12 protein-coding genes are annotated in these 16,431 nt (G+C 70.1%); 7 read left to right on the top strand and 5 right to left on the bottom strand.

The window, feature by feature from the left end:
- Positions 1-2: 2 nt before the first annotated feature.
- Together RIE08_01780 and RIE08_01775 are read right to left on the bottom strand one after the other, a co-directional pair.
- Positions 3-746, bottom strand: a complete 744-nt coding sequence (locus RIE08_01780) for a GAF and ANTAR domain-containing protein (protein ID MEQ8716317.1) — start codon at positions 744-746, stop codon at positions 3-5.
- Between the two features lie 51 nt (positions 747-797).
- Positions 798-1,493, bottom strand: a complete 696-nt coding sequence (locus RIE08_01775; protein ID MEQ8716316.1) for a hypothetical protein — start codon at positions 1,491-1,493, stop codon at positions 798-800.
- A 205-nt stretch (positions 1,494-1,698) separates the two neighbouring features.
- Between RIE08_01775 and RIE08_01770 the strand changes: the two genes are divergently transcribed.
- The 6 genes from RIE08_01770 to RIE08_01745 all read left to right on the top strand — a co-directional run bounded on the left by RIE08_01770 (position 1,699) and on the right by RIE08_01745 (position 11,604).
- Positions 1,699-1,914, top strand: coding sequence for a dodecin family protein (locus RIE08_01770; GenBank protein MEQ8716315.1), 216 nt, complete (start codon positions 1,699-1,701; stop codon positions 1,912-1,914).
- Between the two features lie 128 nt (positions 1,915-2,042).
- Positions 2,043-5,459: a pyruvate carboxylase gene (locus RIE08_01765; protein MEQ8716314.1), complete on the top strand. Its 3,417-nt coding sequence runs from the start codon at positions 2,043-2,045 to the stop codon at positions 5,457-5,459.
- Positions 5,460-5,571: 112 nt separating this feature from the next.
- Positions 5,572-7,278, top strand: a complete 1,707-nt coding sequence (locus tag RIE08_01760; protein ID MEQ8716313.1) for an AMP-binding protein — start codon at positions 5,572-5,574, stop codon at positions 7,276-7,278.
- Between the two features lie 59 nt (positions 7,279-7,337).
- Positions 7,338-8,774 (top strand): proton-conducting transporter membrane subunit, encoded by a 1,437-nt coding sequence (locus RIE08_01755; GenBank protein ID MEQ8716312.1) that lies wholly within the window; start codon positions 7,338-7,340, stop codon positions 8,772-8,774.
- The gene (locus RIE08_01750) at positions 8,771-11,263 is read left to right on the top strand and encodes a Na-translocating system protein MpsB (GenBank protein MEQ8716311.1); all 2,493 of its coding nucleotides are present in this window, start codon (positions 8,771-8,773) and stop codon (positions 11,261-11,263) included. Before RIE08_01755 ends, RIE08_01750 begins: the two co-directional genes overlap by 4 nt.
- Complete coding sequence (locus RIE08_01745) at positions 11,263-11,604, top strand: hypothetical protein (GenBank protein MEQ8716310.1); 342 nt, start codon at positions 11,263-11,265, stop codon at positions 11,602-11,604. The genes RIE08_01750 and RIE08_01745 overlap by 1 nt, the downstream gene beginning before the upstream one ends.
- A gap of 44 nt (positions 11,605-11,648) precedes the next feature.
- On the opposite strand, the gene RIE08_01740 is transcribed toward RIE08_01745, so the two are convergent.
- The 3 genes from RIE08_01740 to RIE08_01730 form a co-directional block, all read right to left on the bottom strand.
- Complete coding sequence (locus RIE08_01740; protein MEQ8716309.1) at positions 11,649-11,972, bottom strand: helix-turn-helix domain-containing protein; 324 nt, start codon at positions 11,970-11,972, stop codon at positions 11,649-11,651.
- A gap of 74 nt (positions 11,973-12,046) precedes the next feature.
- Positions 12,047-14,173 (bottom strand): cation:proton antiporter, encoded by a 2,127-nt coding sequence (locus RIE08_01735; protein MEQ8716308.1) that lies wholly within the window; start codon positions 14,171-14,173, stop codon positions 12,047-12,049.
- 116 nt (positions 14,174-14,289) lie between these two features.
- Entirely contained in the window at positions 14,290-15,285 is a 996-nt protein-coding gene (locus RIE08_01730) for a hypothetical protein (protein ID MEQ8716307.1), read from the bottom strand.
- 58 nt (positions 15,286-15,343) lie between these two features.
- Between RIE08_01730 and RIE08_01725 the strand changes: the two genes are divergently transcribed.
- A complete protein-coding gene (locus tag RIE08_01725) occupies positions 15,344-16,396 on the top strand; it encodes an LLM class flavin-dependent oxidoreductase (GenBank protein MEQ8716306.1) in 1,053 nt (350 codons plus the stop codon).
- Positions 16,397-16,431 lie beyond the last annotated feature (35 nt).

The raw sequence follows: 16,431 nt of genomic DNA, 5'->3' as shown, positions 1-16,431 counted from the left end.
CCTCAGCCCCGAGTGCGGATCTCGGCGGCGTCCAGGGAGCCGTCGATGACGGAGTGAGCCACCGCTGCGAGCTTCAGGCGGTGAGAGCGGGCGTAGTTGCGCAACATCTCGAACGCGGCGTGCATGTCGAGGTTCTCGCGCTCGGCGAGCACGCCCTTGGCCTGTTCGATGATCACCCGGTTGGTCAGTGCGATCTGAAGTTGCTCGGCGACGAGTTGCGCCTCACCCATGGTGCGGACCTGCAGGAGGCTGATCGTCGCGATGTCCGCGAGGGCCTGGCCGACCGCCGAGGCGCTCTGGTCGATCTCCGTGTCGCTGGTCGACAGCACGGTGACCGTGCCGAGGCGATCTGACCGCAGGCGCATGGGTAGCGCGTGGACGCGTTGGAATCCGCAGCGCTCTGCCCGGGACCTGAACCTCTCCCACGGGGCGGAGGCGTCGATGGGACGATTGAGGATCGCCTCGCCCGACAGGTAGCAGTCGACGCCGGGTCCCTCTGTCGACTGGACCTCGAACAAATCGAGGATCTCGTTGGTGTGTGCCGAGGAGGCGACGGGTCGTAGTCCCCCGTTCCCGTCACTGAGCATCACGCCGGCCTCGTCCGCGGCGAGAACCTCGATGCTGTGGTGCGCCAGGGTGGTCAGGAAGTCGACCACGTCGAACTCGGCGACCAGGGTGTCGGCGAGACTCACGAAGATCTCGCTGATTCGGGTGGGCGCGAGGCCGCTGTTTCCTCTGGTACTCATCGGGACGTCCTTCCGATCGGGTCGTGACGGACCGGTCGGGCGGTTGCCGGCTCAGTTCGCATCGAATCTCACTTTTCGTTCGACGACGTCGCGAGCGACCTCGTCGAGGGACCGGTTCCCGGCCCACGCCGATGCCCGGATCGCAGCCATCGCCCCCGCCACGTCCACGCCGAGTTGCACACTGGCCATGCCTGCGGCCTGGTGCACGTGGGCCTGCGCCGAGCGGAGGTCGTCGAGGGCCCCGGGTAGTTCTCCGTTCGCAAGCCCCGCTGTGACGTCGACGAGGAGTCGTGAAGCGATCGACGCGAACGCTGCCGCGTCGTCGAAGTCGTCGGAGTCCATCATCCCGGCGGTGTCGCGGTAGAGCGTGAGGGCGCCGAGTGCGAGCGTCCCGACCCGGGCCGGGAACGAGAACGCGGCTTCGATCCCGCAGTCGACGGCGGCGTCCGCGAACGCCGGCCACCGTTCGCTGGCGCCTGCGAGGTCCGGGGCGAAGATCGGCACCATCTGCTCGCACGCATCGAGCGCGGGCCCCTCGCCCAGTTCGGCGTGGAGGGTGTCGGCGGCGGCGAACGAGGGGTCGGTAATCGCGACGGTGTCGTAGTTCGATCCGTCGGTGATCACCGCCAGAGCGGCAGCTGACATGGTGAAGAAGCCCGGGCCCTCGGCGAGGACACGGTCGAGGGTCGTCGCTCCGCCGGGGCCTGAGATGACTTCGGCGAGCCGACGCATCCGGTCTCTCCTCATCCGCTCACCCTACGCCGTTCGGCAGATTGCGGGTGGGTGGCGTGCACGGGGCCCGTTCGGCCTGCCGCGTGAAACCGATCGGGCTGATGACGTCGATGGTAGCCCCGGTTCCCGGGCGGGTCCCGGGTCCTTCGTCTATTGCCACACGTTGACGGGATCGTCACGTTGGGCGATGGTGGGACCCGGTCAACAAGGGGGAATGAAGATGTCGGAGAGTGTGTACAAGGTCATCCAGTTGGTGGGGACGAGCACGGAGAGCTGGGAGAAGGCCGCCGCGGCAGCGGTGAACGAAGCGGGGCGCAATCTGAGGGACCTACGTGTCGCGGAGATCGCTGAGCTCGACATGACCCTCGAAGACGGAGCTGTGGCGGCCTACCGGGCGAAGGTGAACGTGTCCTTCAAGTACCAGGGCGGGGACTGAGCCAGTCGGGAGCGCACGTGGCCGAACCGGTGTCATGGTGACGCCGGTCACGACGCGCTGATAGTTTCCGGAGCGCAAGGGGGAAGTACGCAGCGTGGCGTGCCGCGCCCCCGAGCAGGTGGTTTCCCATGGTGAGCAAGGTGTTGGTGGCCAATCGCGGTGAGATCGCGATTCGGGCCTTCAGGGCGGCGGTGGGCCTCGGCCTGCGCACCGTGGCGGTCTACGCCGAAGAGGACCGGTCGAGTCCACACCGCACGAAGGCCGATGAGGCGTACCGCATCGGCGAGATCGGCCACCCCGTCGGCGCCTATCTCGATGTCGACGGCGTGGTCGCGGCCGCCCTGTCGTGTGGTGCCGACGCCGTGTATCCCGGGTACGGCTTCCTGTCGGAGAACCCGGATCTCGCGGAGGCCTGTGTCGACGCCGGTCTCATCTTCGTCGGACCGTCCGCGGAGGTGTTGACCCTCACCGGCGACAAGTCCCGCGCGAGGAAGGCCGCCGAGGCGGCGGGTCTCCCCGTGCTGGCCCAGACCGACCCGTCCGATGTCACCGAGGAGGTCCTCGCCGGAGCGGACACGATCGGATTCCCGCTGTTCGTCAAGGCGGTCGCCGGGGGAGGGGGCCGCGGTCTGCGGCGGGTTGACGACCCCGCCGACCTGCCGACGGCGGTCTCGGCGGCCATCCGGGAGGCGGCCGCCGCCTTCGGCGACGCGCGCGTGTTCCTCGAACAGGCGGTCACCGACCCGCGTCACATCGAGGTCCAGGTACTCGGTGACGCCGATGGATCCGTGATCCACCTCGGCGAGCGGGACTGTTCGCTGCAGCGCCGTCATCAGAAGGTCCTCGAGATCGCCCCGGCCCCGGGGCTCGACGCGGACCTCCGTGATCGTCTGTGTGCGGACGCCGTCCGCTTCGCCCAGTCGGTGGGATACGTCAACGCGGGCACCGTCGAGTTCCTGGTCGACCCTCAGGGTCGCCACGTCTTCATCGAGATGAACCCACGCATCCAGGTCGAGCACACGGTCACCGAGGAGGTCACCGACGTCGACCTCGTCGAGGCGCAGCTGCGGATCGCGGGCGGCGCCACCTTCGCCGATCTCGGTTTGTCCCAGGACGCCGTGGTGATGCGAGGTGTCGCCGTGCAGTGTCGGGTGACGGCCGAGGACCCCCTCGACGGCTTCCGTCCGGCGGCGGGCCGGATCGTCGCGTACCGCCAGCCGGGCGGCGCGGGTGTCCGCCTCGACGGAGGCGTGGGACACGTGGGAGCGGAGATCTCGCCGGCGTTCGACTCGCTCATCGTGAAGGTCACCTGCCGGGGTCGTGACTGGGACGCGGCCCTACGGCGGATGAGCCGCGCCCTGGCCGAGTTCCGGGTGCGGGGTGTGCCGACCAACCTGCCGTTCCTGCGGGCGGTGCTCGACGACGACGAGTTCCGCCGGGGTGCGATCACGACCTCGTTCCTGGAGCGGCGCCCGGAGCTCGCATCCGCCTCTGCCGGCGGTGACCGTTCGACGAGGCTCCTGCGTTACCTCGCGGACGTGACCGTCAACCGGCCACATGGACCTCCGGCGACCGGTCGCGTCCCGAGGGAGCGCCTGCCGGCGCAGCGTCCCGCCGTCATCGACGGTTCGCGCCAGGCGCTCGCGGCGGCGGGGCCCGCGGCCTTCGCCGCGTCGCTGCGGGCGGCACCCGGACTCGCCGTGACCGACACGTCGCTACGCGATGCACACCAGTCGATCCTCGCCACCCGGGTGCGGACCTATGACCTGGTCGACGGTGCGGCCGCCGCGGCGGCCCACCTTCCGGGATTGTGGAGCCTCGAGTGCTGGGGCGGCGCGACCTATGACGCCGCGCTGCGCTTCCTTTCCGAAGATCCCTGGGCGCGCCTCGAACGGATCCGTGACGCCGCACCCAACCTGTGTCTGCAGATGCTGCTGCGGGGTCGTAACACCGTCGGCTACAGCCCGTATCCCGATGACGTGTGCCGTCGGTTCGTGACGGAGGCGGCGCGCACCGGTGTCGACGTCTTCCGGGTCTTCGATGCCCTCAACGACGTCGATCAGATGCGTCCCGCCATCGATGCCGCTCTCGGGGCCGGCGCCTACGTCCAGGCCACGATGTGCTACTCCGGCGACCTCGGCGACCCCGCCGAGTCCCTCTACGACCTCGACTACTACCTCGCACTCGCCGAGGAACTCGTCGACACGGGTGCCCACGGTCTGTGCGTGAAGGACATGGCGGGCCTGCTGCGCCCGCCGGCGGCGCGCATTCTCGTCAGAGCTCTGCGCGAGCGTTTCGACGCCCCGGTCCACCTCCACACCCACGACACGGCGGGCGGGCAACTCGCGACCTACCTCGCCGCCATCGACGTGGGAGTCGACACCGTCGACGGTGCGATGCCGCCGGTGTCGGGGATGACGTCGCAGCCGTCGCTGGGGGCCATAGTCGCCGCAACCGACCACACCGACCGCTCGACCGGACTCTCCCTCGATGCGATCGGCGACCTCGAACCCTTCTGGGAGGCTGTGCGCGGCCTGTACGCACCGTTCGAGGCCGGACTGGCCGCTCCCACCGGCACGGTCTACCGCCACGAGATCCCCGGTGGCCAGCTCTCCAACCTCCGTCAGCAGGCGACGGCCCTGGGGCTCGGCGACCGCTTCGAAGACATCGCTCGGACCTACGCCGAATGCAACGACCTGCTCGGCCGCCCGATCAAGGTGACTCCCACGTCCAAGGTCGTGGGAGACCTCGCACTGCACCTGGTGGCCTCCGGCACCACCGTCGCGGCCCTCGCCGAGGATCCGGGTCGCGTGGATCTCCCCGACAGCGTGGTCGACTTCCTACGCGGCCAGCTGGGGACGCCCGTCGCCGGTTTCCCGGAGCCGTTCCGCACAGCCGCCCTCGTCGGTCGTCGCGAGGCGGAACCGGCCCCCGGACTCTCCGAGGCCGACCGCGACGCCCTGGAGACCGACACCCGCGCGACGCTCAGCCGTCTCCTCCTGCCTGCTGCCGCGCAGTCCCATGCCGATGCCGTCACGCGCTACGGCGATCTCGCCGTGGTGCCTACGGCGGCCTTCTTCGGCGGCATGCGCCGGGGCCACGAGCTCGCCATCGACCTGGAACCCGGCGTCACGATCCTCGTCGAGATAGAGGCCATCGGTGACGTCGACGAGGCGGGGAACCGGACCGTCGTCTTCACCCTCAACGGGCAGTTGCGGCCGATCGACACGGTCGACAGGTCCGTGGCGGCCACCGCTCCGATCGTCGAGAAGGCGGACCACACGAGGCCGGGGCACGTCGCTGCGCCGTTCCGGGGTGTGGTCACGCCGCTCGTCGACGTCGGTGAAGCTGTCGTGGCGGGTGACGATGTCGCCCGGATCGAGGCCATGAAGATGGAGTCGATGATCTCCGCGCCCATCGGTGGCGTGGTGGTACGGGTCCCGGTGGCTGCGGGGGCTGCTGTCGAAGGTGATGATCTCGTCATCGAGATCCGCCCCGACGGAACTCCCGACACGCCCGTTCAGGAGGAGGTCGAGGCCGGCTGAGTGGGTCGGCCCGCCGCCTTCGGCGGTCCGCTGGTCATGGGCGACTCGGAGACCGCAGGCGCGGGTCGCTAGGGTCGCGCCTCAATACCGAAGCAGTGCGAGGGGGCGTTTCGTGGCGGTTCTCCAGTTGGCCGACGAGCGGGCGGGGTTCGTCGACGTCACCACCGTCGGCGACTGCGTCGATCGGGCAGCCCATCGGTGGCCCGGGGCCGAGGCGATGGTCTTCCCGGACGAGCGGGCGACGTTCACCGACCTGGCGGCCCGCTCCGACCTGTTCGCCCGGGCCTTCATCGGCCTCGGCATCTCGCCGGGCGAGATGATCGGGATCCGCATGGACCAGCGCCTCGACTACTATGCGGCCCTCGTCGGTGCGGCGAAGATCGGCGCGGTCGCCGTGCCGGTCAACGTGCGCTTCAAGGCGTTCGAACTGGCACACGTGATCGTGAACTCCGACATGGTCGCGCTAGTCGGGAGTCCCGACGGGGGAGAGGTCGGCGACCACCTCGACCTGATCTCGGCGGCACTGCCGTCGCTTGCTGAAGCGGCCGGTCCGGAGCTTGCGCTCGCGGAGGCACCCCGGCTCCGTCACGTGATCGTCGTGGGCGAAGCCACGCGGCCGTGGGTCGTCGGCGACTCGGCGCTGTGGGACGCGGCAGCTGCCGTCGACGACGAGACGTTGGCCGCCCGCCGCCTCGGCGTGCGCGTCCGCGACACGGCGGTCCTGATGTACACGTCGGGCACCACCGACACCCCCAAGGGGGCGATGCTGTCGCACGAGGCGCTCGTGCGCGAGGGGGTCGTGGTGGGTCGGACGCGCTTCGCGCTGACCGCCGACGACGTCTTGTGGACCCCCCTGCCGCTCTACCACATCGGTGGAATCGCCTTCGCCTTCGCCTGCTGGGCGGTCGGCGCCACCTACTGCCACAACGGACACTTCGATCCCGCCGTCGCGGTGCGCCAACTGCGCGACGAGGGAGCGACGGTCGCGATTCCGGCGTTCGAGATGCTGTGGATGGCGATCGTGGACCACCCGGAGTTCTCCGTGGACGACGTACCCCGGCTGCGGCTGGTGTTCAACGTCGGTACCCCCGAACGGCTGCGACAGCTCCAGGAGAAGGTGCCGACCGCGGTGCAGGTCTCAGGATTCGGAGCGACCGAAGCGTCGTCGTTCATGACGCTGGGCGAGATCGACGACAGCCTCGAGGACCGGGTCAACACGATCGGTCGCCCACTACCGGGCCTACAGGTCCGCATCGTGGACCCCGAGACCGGCGAGGACTGCGAGCCCGGTGTCGTCGGGGAGATCTGCTACCGCGGGTGGTCGACCTTCGACGGGTACTACAAGGACCCGGAACGCAACGCCGAGGTGTTCGACGAGGCGGGTTTCTTCCACTCGGGGGACCTCGGCAAGCTCGACGGGAACGGGCGCTTCGTGTTCGCCGGACGACTCAAGGACATGATGAAGGTCGGCGGGGAGAACGTCGCGGCCGCCGAGGTCGAGGGGTTCCTCCTCCGTCACGCCGCGGTGGCGGTGGCGCAGGTCGTGGCTGCCCCCGACGCGCGCTATGACCAGGTGCCGACGGCCTTCGTCCAACTCGTCGACGGCGCCGAGGTCACCGAGGAGGACATCATCGCCTTCTGCCTCGGATCGATCGCCACCTACAAGGTCCCGCGCTATGTCCGTTTCGTCGACGACTGGCCGATGTCGGGAACGAAGGTCAAGAAGTTCGTCCTCGCCGAGCGCATCGAGGCGGAACTCGCCGCCGCCGGGATCACCGAGGCGCCGAAACTGCACTCGCGCCCCACCCCGGAGCGCTAGTTCGCGACGAGTTCTGGAAGATACTCACCTGGTGACGTTCGATCGGAGAGGGCCGGCTCGTGGCTGACGGTGTGCTCACGACGCCGGCCCGGGGCGTTGAGCCGCGTACTGAGCGGTCGACTCTCGTCGACGCTGTCGTCTCGGCGGCTGCGGTAGCGGCGGCGATCGCCATCCTGGTGATCGTGGCCATCGACGGCCCCCTCGAGATCGCCGGGGACTGGCTCGTGGTCGACCGGGTCGCCGCCGCGTGGACCGTCTTCGCCGCTGTGATCGTCGTCGCGATCAGGGCGTTCGCCCACCGCCAACTCGCCGCAGATCCGGCCCGGCGCCACTTCCGGCGTGCGAGCGTGTTCGCCGCCCTCAGCGCGGTGGCCCTGTTCTGGGCCGGGAACCTCGTCGCTCTGGCCCTGGCCGCGGTGGTCTCGAGCGTCGCCGCTGCCGCCCTGGTGGACGGGCGGGGGCCGCGTCGCCCTGTCGCGCGGCGCATGCGGCGTGTGCTGGGAGTGGGCGATCTCGCCCTCGTCGCCGCCGTTTGCCTCGTGGTCTCCGACCGCGACGGGATCGCCTTCGCGGAGCTCGCCGGGACCGACGGGATCGTCATGCATCTCGCGTCCTGCCTGGCCGTCGTGGCAGCGCTGGCGCGCTGTGGCCAGGTCCCGGCCCACGGCTGGCTACCGCGCACCCTCGTCGCTCCCACGCCCGTGTCGGCGCTGCTGCACGCGGGACTGGTGAACGCCGGCGGTGTCATCGCGATCCGGTTCGGCCCGCTGGTGGCCCGCTCGACGGTCGCGACAGCCGTCGGGATCGTCGCTGCCACCGTGTCGATGGTGGTGGGCGTGGCCATCATGCGGGGGCGCAGCGAGGTCAAGACGGCGCTGGTCTGGTCGACGACGGCGCAGATGGGGTTCATGCTCGTGCAGGTCCTCGTCGGTCTCGGTGGCGCCGCGGCGGCGCACCTGATCGCCCACGGCGCCTACAAGTCGAACCTGTTCCTCACCAGCGGATCCACGCTCGAACGGCCCGTGCGCTCGACCCCCGTGCGCACACCGGGTCACCGGGTGGTTGCCGGCGTGCTCACCGCGGCGGTGACCTGGTTGGCCGTGTGGGTGGCCGGCTACGACGTCGACGCATACGGGGGCGCCGCCTGGCTGCTCGTCGCCTTCGTCGCCCTCACGGTGTTCGCCCTTCTCGACGCCCCGCACGGTGTCGCCCGCGGACTCTCGCTGCGCGCCGTCGTCGCCCTGGTCGGTCTGGCCGCCGCCGCCACCGTCTACCTGGAGCTCATCTCCCGGTTCGAGCACTGGTTGGCATTGCCCCTTCCCGCCCCCGACGGTGCCGTGGGCTGGGTGGTCGCCGTGATCGTGGCCGTCGTCGTCGGCGCCGCGGTGACCGGGGACCACGGAACGTCGTTACCCGCGTCGGACCTGATCCGCGCCCGGATCATCGCCGCGGCGCGGCGGCCGGCGCTCGACACGGTGGCGGACGACAACCCGTGAGCGCCGACCTGCAGACCCTGCATCCGGACGATGTCGAGACCCTCGTCGGCCTCGCCCGACGGGTGATTCCCCGCACGTGGGGACTCGACACCTTCGTCGCCGTCAACCCGTTGGCCGGCTTCGAGCAACTCCCGTTCGAGGCTGCCGCGGCGCGTGCCGCCGACCTGGTGGGTGCGCGGTGTCATCCGACACGGGAGGAGATCGCCGAGCGGATCTCGTCAGGTCAGGTGACGGTCGCCCACCTCCGCCGGGCCGTCGCAGATGCCGCCGTCGAGGGTTTGGATCCTCCGCCGGTCGACGACATCGTGAGCTGGCTCGACGCGCCCGATGCCGATGCCGATGCCGGTTGGCGCGACGGCGCCGCGGCCATCATGTGCGGACACGGCGTGGGCCGGGTGGCTGCGGCCGTGGACGTCTTCGCGGCCCACTGGTACGGGACCTACCTGGGCGGGGGCACCGGCGGGGCGATGTGGGACCGGTGGCTCGCCCTCGCTCCCCGCGACCCGGATCTTCGACGGAGGGCGGCCGAGCCGCCCGACCGGCTCCTCGACGATCTGCCAACGCATCCCTCCGAGGCGGTCGCCGTGCTCCTCTCCCGTCGTCGGGTGGCTGCCGGTGACGCCCTCCACTATCTCGAGGCACAGGTCGCCCGCCTCCCCGGGTGGGTGGCGACGTTCGCCCTGCGCGCGGAGCGGGGTCACCGCGGCGAACTCGTCGAGATGGTGGCGGTACGTCTCGCGCTCGAGGCGATCCTCGCGGGACCGGCCGACCCCACGGACCCGTCGGGATCGGTGCCGTCGGCGGGCGAGGGGGCCGTCGCCCGCGAAGCCGGTCCGGGTGGGCCCGGGAGCGGACTCCTGTGGCAACGCGCCGCAGAGATCGCGTACCGCGACGAACTACTGGCACGCCTCGACCGATCCGACTCCGTCGCCCGGGAGGTCCCCGGTTCCCGGACCGGGGCCGATGCCCAGATCGCGTTCTGCATCGACGTGCGTTCCGAGGGGATGCGGCGGAACCTCGAGGCCCTGGGGCCCTGGTCCACCATCGGCTTCGCGGGCTTCTTCGGTGTTCCTGTGGCCGTGCGCGAGGAGGGGTCGATTCGCGCCGTGCCGCACTGCCCGGTGCTCGTCGACACACGTGCCACGGTCGAGACCTCGCCCGGCGGTGCGACGCCACCGGGCGACCGTGACATGGTGGCCCGTGGCTTCGCGGCGGCGAAGTCGACGGCGAACGGGGGCTATGTCCTGGCTGACGCCTCGGGGTGGTTTCTCGGACCGCGCAGCCTGATCACGTCGCTCGCCCCGACCCTCAGCGCGCGGGTGGTCCGTGGTCTGCGCCGCCTCACCGGTGGGGATGCCCCGGCGGCGGTGAGCCTCGACCCGACCCCCTCGGATCCGACGGCCGGCTTCAGCGTCGACGACAGGGTCCGCGTCGCCCACGGTGCCCTGACCGCCATGGGCCTGACGCGGGACCTGGCGCCGCTCGTCGTCTTCTGCGGCCACCGCTCCGACAACCGCAACAACCCGTACCGCTCGTCGCTGCACTGCGGCGCATGCGGAGGGAACCCGGGTGGGGTCAACGCCCGCCTGCTGGCGGCCATGTGCAACGACCCGACCGTACGGGCGAGGCTCGCTGCAGCGGGGATCGGGATCGACGACCGAACCTGGTTCCTCGCGGCCGAACACGAGACCACCGACGACGATGTCACCTTGTTCGAAACGGAGGCGGCCCCGGCACATCTGCGCGAGACCGTGGAACGCCTGGCGGCGGATCTGGAGCGCGCCGGGGACGCGAACCGGGCGCAGAGGTGGGAACGGCTACCCGCCTCGCCGACGACGGGACGTTCCCTGCGTCGTCGTTCGGACCCGGCGCAGGTGGTGCCCGACTGGGGGCTTGTGCGCAACGCCGCGATCGTGGTGGGCCCCCGCGCCCTCACCGCCGGGCACGATCTCGACCGGCGTGTGTTCCTCCACGACTACGACGCCGCCTCGGACCCCGACGGAACCGTCCTCGAGGCGATCATGACCGGCCCGGTGGTGGTGGCCCACTGGATCAGCGCCCAGTACTACTTCTCCGCCGTCGACCCGCTCCGCTTCGGCGCCGGGAGCAAGCCCTTCCACAACGTCGTCGGGCGCGTCGGCGTCACCGAGGGCGTGGGTGCCGATGTGCGGGTGGGTCTCCCGCTCGAGTCGGTCAGTTTCGGCGGACGCCTGGTGCACGATCCTCTGCGTCTGCTCGTGGTCGTCGACGCGTCCGCCGCCCGGGTGGGCGACGTGGTCGCCCGCAACCCGGTGCTGCGCCAGCTCGCCGATGGTGGTTGGATCGACGTGGTGGCCCGACCGTCGAACGGCGACGGGTTCGCCCTGCGGGGTCGCGACGCCCGCTGGGAACGGTGGACTGCGCACGGACCTGGCATCGAAGCGGCCGACGTCACCGCGCGGACGGTCCGCGTCACACACGGCACGGCATCACGAGAAGAGGGAGTCTGATGAGTCAGAACGATCCGGGCGAGCAGTCGCTGCACGAGATGACCAAGGTCGAGGTGGTCGTGAACGGCGCCGATGTGCCCGACGTCCAGGGGATCTTCGAGAAGGTCGGCGTGACGGGCTTCACGATGCTCGGGAACGTGTCGGGGCTCGGCCACGGCGGCTTCCACGAGGGTCGCCTGGCATTCAACGACCGTGACGGACTGGTGATGTTGATCACGGTCGCGCCCTCGGAGGTCTCGGGGCGTCTCGTCGACAGGCTCAGGACGTTTCTCGCCAACCGTCCCGGGGTGATGTTCGTGACCGACACCCGGGTGAGTCGGCCGGGGTACTTCACGGGCTGACCGTCCACCTGTGGACCGGGTGGGTCGGCCGGGGTGGACGCGAGTCAGCCGTCGGTGTCGGGTTCGCGGCGCGGTTCGAGGAGGCCGAGGAGTTCGTCGACGGTGTGGTCGTTCTCGAGGGGGTGCCGGAGCGGCTGGTCGGCGCTGATCTCGTAGCGGTTCCTGCGGCCGACCCGTTGCCGGCGCAGGTAGCCCTCGGCCTCCAGGTCGTCGAGTATCCGCTGCACGGCTCCGGGGGTGATGCCCACGACGTAGCTGATGTCGCGCTGGCGCAGCTCGGGGTTGCGGCTGATGGCGAGCAGAACGTGCGCGTGGTTCGTGAGGAAGGTCCATCCCGGACGGTCGAGCGTGGGCTCCGTCATCGACATGATCGGATCATAGGTGTCGCGATTGGTCTGTTCAGGTTCCGAGGTGTGGCCGGCCCCGCGGCGATCCACGGCGGTCATGTGTCCACCCGCTTCGTCTCGTGGATGGCTGCCAGGATCAGCGTCTCGTCGCACTCGTCGAGCACCTGCTGGACGGTGCTACCGAGGAAGGGTCCGTCGTCGGCGGCCCGGACGGTGCCGGACAGGACGACCAGGTCCGCGTCGAGTTCCTCGGCGGCTGCGAGAATCCGCCGACCCTTGTCGGTGCCGTGTTCCACCACGCCGGTGTGATTCGCCCCGACGGTGGTGGCGAACCGTGCCGCGTCGTCGATCACCGCGCGGGCGACCCTGTGTCCGCCGCGCGCGGCGCCGGTCGTCACACCCTGGGTTCCCGCGACATGGATCTGTTGGATCTGGGTGCCGATCCGGCTGCTGAGATACGACGCGATCTCCTGGGCCGGACGTGACGAGCGGCTTCCGGAGACGGGTACGACCGCACGGGAGAACGCCCACGGAAGGCGGCCGTTGTGGTGACGACCCTGGCGGACGATCACGGTGGGGGTCGGCGAGGCGTGGACGATGCGATCGACGAGGGGGGAGACGAGCCCGCCGCGCATGTCGGTCGGCTCGGCGCCCATCACGATCGTGTCGTAGCCGAGACGTGCCTCGGCGAGAATCGCCTCGGCCACGTCGATCTGGTCGGTCACCGTCTCGTGGCGCACGGTGCGGTCGCCGAGAACATCGCGCAGTGTCTGGATGTCGACGTCGGAATGGTCGCCGACCGTGAGGAGGGTGACCTCGGCCTCCGAGGGCCACGTCAGGTCGACGACCTGGGCAGCCAGCAGCGACGAGAGCCCCCCGCGCGTCGGCAGCAGCACCCGGCCGGAGGTCACGACGGTGTTGCGGGCAAGTTGCGACTCGAGGTCCAGTCGGCGGCGTTCGGCCGGGCTCCCCTCCCAGCTGCTCAGGACACGGCGCAGCAGGGGTGGGGCCGCCATCGAGGTGGCCATCGCCATCAGCACGATGACCGTGTAGGAGCTGTCGTTGAGGACCCCGAGGGACAGGCCGACCGTCGCGATGACGATCTCGAGCGCGCCCCGGGCGTTGAGGCCGATCCCGAGAGCCGCACCTTCGCGTCCGGACAGGCGCGAGACGCGGGCGCCCAGGATGGAGCCGACGAACTTGGAGACGCTGGCTGCGAGAAGAACGGCGCCCGCCCATCCGAGGGTCTCGAGATCGGTGAGCAGGCCAAGATCCACCCGCAGGCCCGCGGTGGCGAAGAAGACAGGAGCGAAGAACGCGGCGGTCATCGTCTCGAGCGGGCCGATGAGCTCGTGGTCGGAGAACCGGGACCGGGCGATGATCACGCCTGCGACGAACGCACCCAGTACAGCCTCGACGTGGAGCCACTGCGTGATCACGCCGAAGGCGAGAGCCGTGACCAGCACCACGGAGAGCCCCGAGAGGGGGTCGTTGCCACGGGCACGCACGGAGCGCAGCGCTGTGTCGACGAGGCGTTGGCCGATCGTGAAGGCCAGGACGAAGAAGACGGCGACGCCGATGACGGTGAATGCGAGCTTGTCGAGTTTCACGCCGCCGGCCTGGGCCAGCCCCGCGATGAACCCGAGTCCGATCCAGCCGATCACGTCGTTGGCCATTCCCGCGGCGAGTGTCAGCTGGCCGAAGTTCCGCCGGAGGAGGCCCATTTCCGACAGGATCTTCGCGATGACCGGGAGCGAGGAGATCGACAACGCCGCGGCGATGAACAGGGCGAAGATGTAGCGCTCGGTGCCCTCGCCGATGAAGACGTCGGGCATGATCCAGCCGATGGCGAAACCGGCGAGGATAGGCACGACGAGAGAGCCGGTCGACACGGCGGTCGCGGCGGACCCGAGACGACGTATGAGTCCCAGGTCTGTCTCGAACCCGGTGGCGACGAGGAGTAGCAGCACGCCCAGCCAGCCGACGGTGAACAGCATCCCGGTCTGCACGTCGTCCGCGGGGAAGAGCCAGTCGCTCACGTCGGGGGCGATCTTGCCCAGCACCGAGGGCCCGAGGAGGAGTCCGGCAGCGAGTTCCCCGACCACCGCGGGTTGCCCCACCCGTTGCGCCACCATCCCGAGCAGGCGCGCGGCGACGACGATGACCAGGAGCGCGACCCAGAAGACCAGTAGCTGGTGCTCGGTCGGGGGGTTGAGGTTCACGGGAGGCTCCTGTCGGGCGGGGGACCGCCGGGGCCAGCCGGGCATTTCCAGCGCGGCCACGGCGCGCAGGGAGTCGCATGGATTACAACACACCTACCAAAAGATGTCAATTCAGATCAGGCTGTAGAAAAATGCCTATCTGAATCGCGTCGTGTGCGGCGGGTCGATGCCAGAGCGAGGCAGTAGTAGGTGGCCGGTATGACCGTCAACACGAAGCGTGCGAACTCGGTGCCCCCCACCTTCACCAGCACTGGTCGCGCCCACGAGACCAGACCGATCCACGAGTGGCCCATGGTGAACAACAGCGCGAAGTCGTACTGCTGGACGTAGGGGGCGGCGAGGAGAGCCGTGGCCATGACCGCGGCGATCCTGGTGCGGGCGTCCATGCGGGTGACCAGTACCGGTACCCACAACACGAGCACGACAGGACCGACGAAGTGCCACAGGGACCCGTTTCCCGCCGGTGGCACGGTGTCCGCGCGTTCGATCACGTCGGCCGGCCACCATCCGTACACGGCGAGCGAGGCGACTCCGATGACACCGGCCGAAGCCACCGCACGTGAGCGTTCCCACCAGGTCGCGGGTGAGACGAGCACCATTGCGACGACGAGAGGGATACCCCAGCCGAGTTTCGCGAGGCTGAACGCGGCGAGAAGCCCCGCGAGGACCATCCGCCGCCGTTGCAGCGCCCACCAGAGCCCGGCGACCGCCGCCGCTACGAGACCTGTGACGGTCCCGGTGAAGCTGACCATCAGCGTGTGGTAGGCGATCAGTGCGAGTGCGGGATGTCCGCCGAACACCCGTGCGGCGAAGAAGATGCCGAGCAGGTTCACGACCCCGAGCGTCACGTAGCCCGCCGTGTCCCCCAGTGACGTGAGGGCCTCCAGCGGCCACAGCCACCAGTACGGGTAGTACCAGGCGAGCCCGTCACCGACGACGTAGTCGCCGTCGACTGCGCCGAGGTAGGTGGCCCAGTCCACGCCGCTGTTCGACATCGACGTGAACAGCGTGGCGACCAGCGCAACCCCGACGGTGAGCGCGCCGACCTCGCTCAACGTCGGCGCGGCGAACACGCGACGCTCGATCCCGTCGGGGTCGAGGGCTCGGTCCATCACATCTCAATCGGCCCGCACGGTGCTGCCTTTGAGCCGTGCATGGGAGTATTAGGTGGTGGATCCCACGCTCGCGGTCCCGAACCCCGACGAATCCCCGTGTCGCTACGGCCTCATCCTCGTCGGGGACGCTGGTCCCGGGTGGCTCGATCACGTCGTCGCCGCCGACGACTGCGGCTTCTGGGGTCTCGGCGTGGGCGATTCCCAGGCGATCTACCCCGACGTCTATGTCCGCCTGACCCAGGCGGCCATGGTGACCACTCAGCTCCGGCTCGGTCCGTGGGTCACGAACCCGCTGACGCGTCACCCGGGGGTGACAGCGGGCGCCATCGCGAGCGTCGACGACGTCAGTGGTGGCCGTGCCTTCCTCGGCGTCGGCTCCGGTGACAGCGCGGCGGCGACCATCGGCGAGCGTCCGGCCACCGCGGCGGAGCTCGCTGACTACGTCGACACGGTCGACCGACTCCAGCGGGACGGCGCGGCGTCATGGCGGGGTCGTTCCGTCACCCACACGCCGGCCCGGCGCAGGGTTCCGATCTACCTCGCAGCGAGCGGGCCGCGGGCGATTCGCCTGGCCGGTCGGATCGCCGACGGCGTGGTCATCGCGACGGGCCTGACGCCCGAGATCGTGGCCGACGCCCGCCGTGAGCTCGCAGTCGGTGCCAGTGACGCGGGACGTGACCCGGCCGACATCGACGTGTGGTGGCTGGCGCTCGTGAACATCGCACCGGACGAGGACACGGCCCTCGCCGAGCTGAAGGGATCGCTCGCCACGTTCGCCAACATGGCGGTCAAGGCACCGGCCCTGAGGGCACGGCTCGATCCCGGGGTCGCGGACGCGATGGACGAACTCCGACGTCGATACTCGTCGATGCACCATGCCCGCTTCCGGGGCTCGCCGAACGCGGAACTCAGCGACGAGCTCGGTCTCACCGACTACCTGCGGGGCCGTTTCGCGTTGTGTGGCACCCCCGGGACATTTGCAGCCGAGGTGCGGCGGGCGCAGGCCGCGGGGGCCCGCAACCTCTGGTTCTCGCTGCGCGTCCCCGACAAGGGGCGTGTCCTGTCGATGTGGCGCGACGAGGTCCGCGGCCTCCTCGCCGGGGCCTGAAGGTGCAGACGCGACGCCGTCCCCGCCTCGCGTGA

The sequence above is a fragment of the Acidimicrobiales bacterium genome, assembly GCA_040219085.1.
Classification (GTDB): Bacteria; Actinomycetota; Acidimicrobiia; order Acidimicrobiales; family JAVJTC01; genus JAVJTC01.
This window is presented reverse-complemented; position numbering and strand designations above follow the sequence as displayed.

Bases quoted from the DNA above. Each gene is read 5' to 3' on its own strand.
- RIE08_01775 (MEQ8716316.1), bottom strand. From the start codon at position 1,493: ATGAGGAGAGACCGGATGCGTCGGCTCGCCGAAGTCATCTCAGGCCCC.
- RIE08_01770 (MEQ8716315.1), top strand. From the start codon at position 1,699: ATGTCGGAGAGTGTGTACAAGGTCATCCAGTTGGTGGGGACGAGCACG.
- RIE08_01745 (MEQ8716310.1), top strand. From the start codon at position 11,263: ATGAGTCAGAACGATCCGGGCGAGCAGTCGCTGCACGAGATGACCAAG.
- RIE08_01740 (MEQ8716309.1), bottom strand. From the start codon at position 11,972: ATGTCGATGACGGAGCCCACGCTCGACCGTCCGGGATGGACCTTCCTC.
- RIE08_01765 (MEQ8716314.1), top strand. From the start codon at position 2,043: ATGGTGAGCAAGGTGTTGGTGGCCAATCGCGGTGAGATCGCGATTCGG.
- RIE08_01730 (MEQ8716307.1), bottom strand. From the start codon at position 15,285: ATGGACCGAGCCCTCGACCCCGACGGGATCGAGCGTCGCGTGTTCGCC.
- RIE08_01780 (MEQ8716317.1), bottom strand. From the start codon at position 746: ATGAGTACCAGAGGAAACAGCGGCCTCGCGCCCACCCGAATCAGCGAG.